This is a genomic window from Pseudarthrobacter sp. HLT1-7 (genome assembly GCF_059383435.1).
Window position 1 is genome coordinate 92,894 of sequence record NZ_JBWZCH010000017.1, and the last position, 7,116, is coordinate 100,009.

Genomic DNA, 7,116 nt, shown 5'->3' on the forward strand with positions numbered 1-7,116 from the left:
CCGGCTCCTTTGTGACCTGCGGTGCATCACTGCCCGCTCCCGGCGCATTCCGGCCGGAAGGACACGTCCAGCAGACCTCCGGTCTCGATCACAAACCGCCGCACCCACTGCCCCAGGCTCAGCTGGGGCTGGGAGTTCACCATCTGCACGTCCGCCGTCGTGCATTGCTCCATCAGGCGTTGCGCCCTGGAAACGTGATAGCTGGACGTCACCACCGTGATGGACTTCCAACCGTTCGCCTCGGCGATTCTTCCGACGGCACGGGCCTCGCCGCGTGTGTCGTACTCATCGGGCCGGAAGCAGAGGAGCGTGGCACTGGGAAAGGCGGCCGAATTGCAGGCAGCATCGGCCGCTATGTTCCCGGGTGTATCCGTGTGGGACAGGACCAGGACGGGGATGTTGTAGTCACGCTGAAGCCGCTGCGCCACCGGTAGCCGCTCACCCGCAGCGCCGCCGAGCATGATGACGGCATCGGTCCGGTGGACGCTCAAGGGATCCACATTGACAAAGAGTTGAAAGGCGAAAATCAGCCAGAGAACAGCGGCCCCGGACATCCAAGCGAGAATCCGAGCAGCCAAGGGATTCAAGCGGGGCAGCGGCGGGGGCATGCCTATGAGTCTCGCACGGGTGCTGCACCGTGGAGAAAATGGCCAGCACGGCGCGCGGCTGGCCGAGACGTCGCCGACGCCTCAGCCCGCCGCCGTCAGCCCTGCGCGGTAGCGTAGAGCTGTGCCTGAATCTGTGCCTGAACCTCTGACATCCCCGTCCCCGACCGTTGCCGGGCTCTCCGAGTCGGAACTCCTCGAACGCATCTTCCCGCGCCTGCACCGCGGTGCGGCCCACAACCCTTCGCTGCTGCTGGGCCCCGGGGACGACGCCGCCATTGTGGCCGCACCGGACGGGCGGACCGTGGTCAGCATCGACACGCAGGTGGAGGACCAGGACTTCCGGCTTGCGTGGAACAACGGCTACCGGACGTCCGGCTACGACGTCGGCTGGAAGGCCGCGGCGCAGAACCTCAGCGACATCAACGCCATGGGGGCCCGCGCCACCTCCCTGGTGGTGAGCCTGACCATGCCCCCGCAGACCCTGGTGTCCTGGGTGGAGGACTTCGCCGACGGGCTGAGCGCCGGCATCCGCGAGCTGGGCGCCCCGGACTGCGCCATAGCCGGCGGAGATCTCGGCCGGGGACGGGAACTTGCCGTCAGCGTGGCCATCCTCGGCACCCTCGACGGCAGGGAGCCCGTGCTGCGCTCCGGAGCCCGTCCGGGGGACACCCTGGCGCTCGCAGGCACCGTCGGCCGCGCCGCCGCCGGCCTGGCCCTGCTGGAGTCGTCCGTCCCCGTGCACGCTCTGACAACCGAACAACGGGCCCTGCTGGACACCCAGTGCCGCCCACAGCCGCCGCTCGCGGCCGGACCGCAGGCCCGCGACGCCGGCGCCACGGCCATGATGGACATCTCCGACGGACTCGTCCGGGACGGCAACCGGATGGCCGCGGCCAGCCATGCCGTGCTCAACCTGGACACCGCGGTGCTCAAGGAACTGGCGGTCCCGCTGCTGCCCGCGGCGGACCTGCTCGGCGCCGACCCCATGGCCTGGGTCCTCGGCGGCGGGGAGGACCACGGGCTGCTTGCCACATTCCCCGCAGGCATTCAGCTGCCTCCCGGGTTCACTGCGCTAGGCTCGGTAGAAGCCCCTGCGCCAACGGACAGCACGGGCGTCAAGATCGCGGGCCGGCCCGCTGACACTGGGGGATGGGATCACTTTGCAGACTAAGATTGCCGCCAACGCGCAAGCGATGAAGCGGTGGTTGGGCAAGGCGGAAATTACGCTGGGGAACCATAGCGACCGCCTGAACGCCATCAATATCTTCCCCGTCGCCGACGGCGATACCGGCACCAACCTCTACCTGACGGTCCGCGCCGCGGCCCACGCCCTCCACGATGCAGCCGCGGATACCGCCGCGAAACCGCAAACCGCCGCAAACCCGACCCTGCACGCGTTCGGCTCGCCAGAGCCGGCCAGGAACGACGTCGGCGCCGTTTTGGCGCGTGCCGGTCAGGCAGCAATGGAGCAGGCCCGCGGCAACTCCGGCACCTTGTTCGCCGTCTTCCTCTGCGCCGCCGCCGAGCCGCTCGCCGGCCACCACCGGCTGAGCGCGCCGCTGCTGGCCGCCGCGCTGAACCGGGCCCAGCTCCGGGCCTGGACCGCGCTGAGCGACCCGGTTCCGGGAACCATGCTCTCGGTGATGGAAGCCGCTGCCCGCGCTGCGGCTGCAGTCGATTCCGCGCACGACGGCGACGACAGCAACCACACGCTGGGGCTGGCACTGGACGCCGCCGTCGAGGCCGCCCTGGACGCCGTGGTCCGCACCGAGGACCAACTCGCAGCCCTGCACGCCGCCCACGTGGTGGACGCTGGCGGCGTTGGCATGCTGCTGATCCTGGACTGCCTCCGCTCCGCGGTGCTCGGCGAAGAACTCCAGGACCAGCTCCTGGACGGCCTGCACGGCTACGACGTCCAGGACCCGCACATCCACGCCGGCATGCCCCGCGACGAGGGCGTGGAAGTCATGTGCACCATCACACTCTCGCCGCTGGACGCCGCCACGATGCGCCAGCGGCTCGACGAAATGGGCGACTCGGTGATCATGAGCCAGGTGGGCCGCGCAGCCGACGAGTCAGGTGCCTACCGTTGGCGCGTCCACGTCCATGTGCCCGACTCCGAGCCTGCCGTGGCGCTGATCCGTTCCCTCGGCGAGCCTTCGGACATCTCGGTGAGCGCGCTCGCCCTGCCGGACGCCGAATCCCACCACGTCAGAGCCCGTGAAGCTGCACTCCAGATCCCGGACGGACATGAACGCTGAACCGCACAGGGCCGCAGGGAACAGCGCGGAACTGGACAGCGCGGAACTAGACAGCGCTAAACACGACAGCGCCAAAATAGACAGTGGTGAACTCGGCCTGGCCCTCGAACGGCGGATCGGCAAGCGCTCCGCTGCCGTCATCGAGAAGCACCTCGGCATCACCACGGTGGGCGGGCTGCTGAACTACTTCCCGCGCCGGTACCTGAACCGCGGCGAGCTGACGCCCATCAGCGAGGTGCCGCTCGATGAGGAAGTCACCCTCATCGCCCGGGTAGTCTCCAACAGCACGCGGTCCATGCGCGCCCGCCGCGGTTCCCTGACCGACGTCGTAATTTCGGACGACGCCGGAGCGCCGGGAACCGGGGGCGGGGGTGCCGCGCGCGCCGCGGGGACCGGGCTGCCGGGTACCCTCAAGGTGAGCTTCTTCAACGGCTTCCGGGCCAAAGCAGAACTCCGGCCCGGCCGGCGCGCCATGTTCTCCGGCAAGGTCACGCGCTACGGCGGCTCGTTGGGGCTGACAAACCCCGACTTCCTGCTCCTCGATGAGGACCCCGAGACCCCGGAAAAGGATCCGGAAAAGCTCGCGGCTATGCCGATCCCGGTCTATCCGGCCACCGCCAAACTCACCAGCTGGTCCATCCAGAAGGTCATCGCCACCCTCCTGGACACCGCGGATCTGGCGGTCCTCGGCGATCCGCTGCCGGCAGCGATCGCCGCCCGGGAGAAGTTCCTGCCAGTGGCGGACGCCTACCGGCTGATCCACGCCCCGCAGACCCCCGCGGACTGGCAGCGCGCCCAAGACCGCTTCCGCTACCAGGAAGCTTTGGTTCTCCAGTCCGCCCTCGCCCGGCGGCGCGCCCAGCTCGCGGCCGAGGAAGCCACGGCCCGCCGCCCGGCGCGGGACGGCCTGCTGACGACTTTCGACCGGCAGCTGCCGTTCACCCTGACCGCCGGCCAGTCCGCCGTCGGCAAGACCCTCGCCGAAGAACTCGCCCAGGACTCGCCCATGAACCGGCTGCTCCAAGGCGAGGTGGGCTCCGGCAAAACGATCGTGGCCCTGCGCGCCATGCTGCAGGTGGTGGACGCCGGGGGACAGGCGGCCCTGCTGGCCCCTACCGAGGTCCTGGCCGCCCAGCACTACGAATCTATCCGCCGCACGCTCGGCCCGCTCTCCCGCGACGGTATGCTGGGCGGCTTCGGCCCCGACGCCGTCCAGGTCACCCTGCTGACCGGCTCCATGCCCACCGCGGCCCGGAAGCAGTCCATGCTGGATGCCGCCTCCGGAACGGCCGGAATTGTGATCGGCACGCACGCCCTGCTGAGCGACAACGTCTCCTTCTACGACCTGGGCCTGATCGTCGTGGACGAACAGCACCGCTTCGGCGTGGAGCAGCGTGATGTGCTCCGGTCCAAGGCCAGCAAACCCCCGCACCTGCTGGTCATGACCGCCACCCCCATTCCCCGGACCGTGGCCATGACCGTGTTCGGCGACCTCGAAACCTCCATCCTGGACGAGCTCCCGGCGGGCCGCGCGCCGATCACCACCCACGTGGTGGGGCTCGCCGAGCACCCGGCCTGGCTCGGCCGGCTCTGGACCCGCTCCCGCGAGGAGATCGACGCCGGCCACCAGGTGTATGTTGTCTGCCCCAAGATCGGCACCGACGACGACGGCGACTTCACCCCCGGCGAGGCCGAGCCGTCCGCAGCGGACCTCGACGGCGATAACGCCGCGCGCGAACTGGCGTCGGTGACCGGCGTCGTCGAACAGCTACGGGACGAACCCGCCCTGGCCGGGGTGCCGGTGGCGCCGCTGCACGGCCGGCAGGACCCGGTGCTCAAGTCCGGAACCATGGCCTCGTTCACCGCCAACCAGACCAAACTGCTGGTCTCCACCACGGTGATCGAGGTGGGCGTGGACGTGCACAACGCCACGCTGATGGTGATCCTCGACGCCGACCGGTTCGGCATCTCGCAGCTTCACCAGCTCCGCGGCCGGGTGGGCCGCGGCGGGCTGCCCGGCACCTGCCTGCTGGTCACTACCCTGGAGCCCGGCCATCCCAGCCGACGCCGGCTCGATGCCGTCGCGGCCACCACGGATGGCTTTGTGCTCTCGCAGGAGGACCTCAAGCTGCGCCGGGAGGGCGACATCCTGGGTGCCTCGCAGTCGGGTGGACGGTCCACGCTGAAGCTGCTGCGGGTGCTGGACCACGAGGACATCATCGCCCGCGCCCGGCAGGACGCCCAGCGGATCGTGGCGGCCGACCCGTCGCTGGCGGCGCATCCCGGACTCGCCGCGGCGATCGACGATTACCTGAACCCCGAGAAGGAGGCGTTCCTTGAACGCGGCTAGCAGGATCCATGCACTGACTTCCCGCGCACCGATCTCCTACGCATCGACGGCGGCCCGACCGTGAGCCGCATCATCTCCGGCGCGGCGGGCGGAACCACGCTGGTCAGCGTGCCGGGGTCCCTCACCCGCCCCACCACGGACCGGGTCAAGGAGGCGCTCTTCTCCCGGCTGGATGCTTTCGAGGTCATTGCCGATGCCCGGGTGCTGGATCTCTATGCCGGTTCGGGATCCCTCGGCGTTGAAAGCGCCAGCCGCGGCGCGATGGCCGTGGACCTCGTGGAGTTTGATGCCAAGGCCAGCGAGGTCTGCCAGCGCAACGCGGACCTCGTCAACACCGTGGCCCGCCGCAAGGTGGTCTCGGTGCACCGCTCCAAGGTTGAGTCGTTCCTTGAGCGGACCCAGGAGGGTACCCGCTGGGACCTCGTCTTCCTCGACCCGCCCTACCCCCTGGACGAACCAGCGCTGGCCGGGGTGCTGGCCAAGCTGCTTCCGCACCTGGCCGAGGGTGCCGTCGTCGTAGTGGAGCGCTCATCCCGGACCCCCGAACCGTCCTGGCCGGACGGCATGGAGCGGTTTGCGGAACGGAAGTACGGGGAGACCAAGCTGTGGTTCGCCGAGCCGGGTGTCGAGGACGGCCCGGCGGAAACCGACCCGGACCAAACAGAGGATCCCGACGGCGTGTAGGGCGTGTCCCCGCAGCGTTTGGGCCCGATAGTGATGCTTCCAAGGCTTCCAAGAAAGACGACGCCGCCGCGGATGCAGCCGCCGTGGGGCAGGGCGAGCTCGTCCTATCGGGTGGCGGGCCAACGATCATCGGTCAAAACGGTAGGAGGTGGCATCCGTCCTCTCGAGGACTCAGCCCCCAAATTTGGTGACCCGCCCTGGGGTCCGCGTGCCACCAATTTCCCTGGACTGACCGTGAACGGCATGCAAATAGTCGATCAGACACGTTGGAGCGTGAGGTCTTCCGGAAAGGTGTCCTCGAGTGGCTCTGGCCAGGCCGGGTCGTCTGTGTCTGGGGCGGGCCATGGGTGTCCGGCCGTGAAGAGGTGCCAGTCAGGGAGAGGGTCCGGGGGCATTCCCGGATCCGTGGGCGGGCCTGGGTCAAGGTCAAGGAGTGTGTCTGTGGCCTGGATATGGTCGGGCCAGTGGGGTGGTTCCCAGTCGTGGTGTTCGCTGGGGTAGTGCCTGTTTGTGGGTGAGGTCCATCCTGGCGGGTGGTTTTTGTCGGCCCCGCTTGGTGTCCAGGCGGTGTTGTGTTTGAGGCGGTGGTGACGGGGCATGCTTGCCCGAGGTTGGCGATGCCGGTGGTGCCGCCGTCGGCCCAGGCCAGGAGGTGGTCCGCGTCGTTGTCCAGGGAGTGGTTGTTGCAGCCGGGGAAGAGGCATCTGCCGTCGCGGAGCCGGAGCCATTGACGCTGGGCTTTGGTGAGGCGGTAGCTGGTCCGTCCGATTTCCAGGGGCGCTCCGTCCCGGGGGTCGGTCAGGACCCGGTGGAAGGACTCGGCGCCGTCGGCGATCAGAGCCCGGGCCATGGACGGCGGGATCGGCCCGTACCCGTCCAGCATGGCCGGTTCCCCGGTGGCGCCGAGGAGGGACAGGACCGGGACGGTGATCAGGACCTGCGCCCGCGGGGACGGGACACCCCCGCACAAGCCGGTCCCGCCGCAGGCCGTCCCGCAGGTAGCCCCGCCTGCGGTGCCGTTGGTGAGGAGCCAGGTGGCGGTGATGTCGGCGCGGAGCTGGGTCAGGGTGCGGGCCTCGTCAGGGGTTTGGAGGGCGCGGGCGGCGGCGGTGGCCCGGTCCCAGATCCCGGCGGCGGCAGCTGCCGGGAGGTAGGCCGAGAGCCAGGCCATGCCGTCCCGGTCCGGGAGGTACTCGACCCGCCGGTCCGCAGC

Annotated in this window: 5 protein-coding genes and 1 pseudogene; 4 read left to right on the top strand and 2 right to left on the bottom strand. The window is 69.6% G+C overall.

Features of this window, described 5'->3' with window-relative positions:
- Positions 1-26 precede the first annotated feature (26 nt).
- The gene (locus AC50X6_RS15330; RefSeq protein ID WP_494967041.1) at positions 27-554 is read right to left on the bottom strand and encodes a YdcF family protein; all 528 of its coding nucleotides are present in this window, start codon (positions 552-554) and stop codon (positions 27-29) included.
- A gap of 175 nt (positions 555-729) precedes the next feature.
- Between AC50X6_RS15330 and AC50X6_RS15335 the strand changes: the two genes are divergently transcribed.
- Genes AC50X6_RS15335 through rsmD form a run of 4 tightly spaced genes read left to right on the top strand, consistent with a single transcriptional unit; the run spans position 730 to position 5,903 of the window.
- Positions 730-1,779, top strand: coding sequence for a thiamine-phosphate kinase (locus tag AC50X6_RS15335; RefSeq protein ID WP_494967042.1), 1,050 nt, complete (start codon positions 730-732; stop codon positions 1,777-1,779).
- A 22-nt stretch (positions 1,780-1,801) separates the two neighbouring features.
- Entirely contained in the window at positions 1,802-2,869 is a 1,068-nt protein-coding gene (locus tag AC50X6_RS15340) for a DAK2 domain-containing protein (RefSeq protein WP_494967049.1), read from the top strand.
- Positions 2,859-5,219 (top strand): ATP-dependent DNA helicase RecG, encoded by a 2,361-nt coding sequence (locus AC50X6_RS15345; protein WP_494967043.1) that lies wholly within the window; start codon positions 2,859-2,861, stop codon positions 5,217-5,219. Before AC50X6_RS15340 ends, AC50X6_RS15345 begins: the two co-directional genes overlap by 11 nt.
- Positions 5,220-5,279: 60 nt before the next feature.
- Entirely contained in the window at positions 5,280-5,903 is a 624-nt protein-coding gene (rsmD, locus tag AC50X6_RS15350) for a 16S rRNA (guanine(966)-N(2))-methyltransferase RsmD (RefSeq protein WP_494967044.1), read from the top strand.
- Positions 5,904-6,160: 257 nt separating this feature from the next.
- Here rsmD and AC50X6_RS15355 read toward each other — a convergent pair.
- A pseudogene (locus AC50X6_RS15355) lies at positions 6,161-7,116 on the bottom strand (HNH endonuclease signature motif containing protein); the annotation flags it as partial.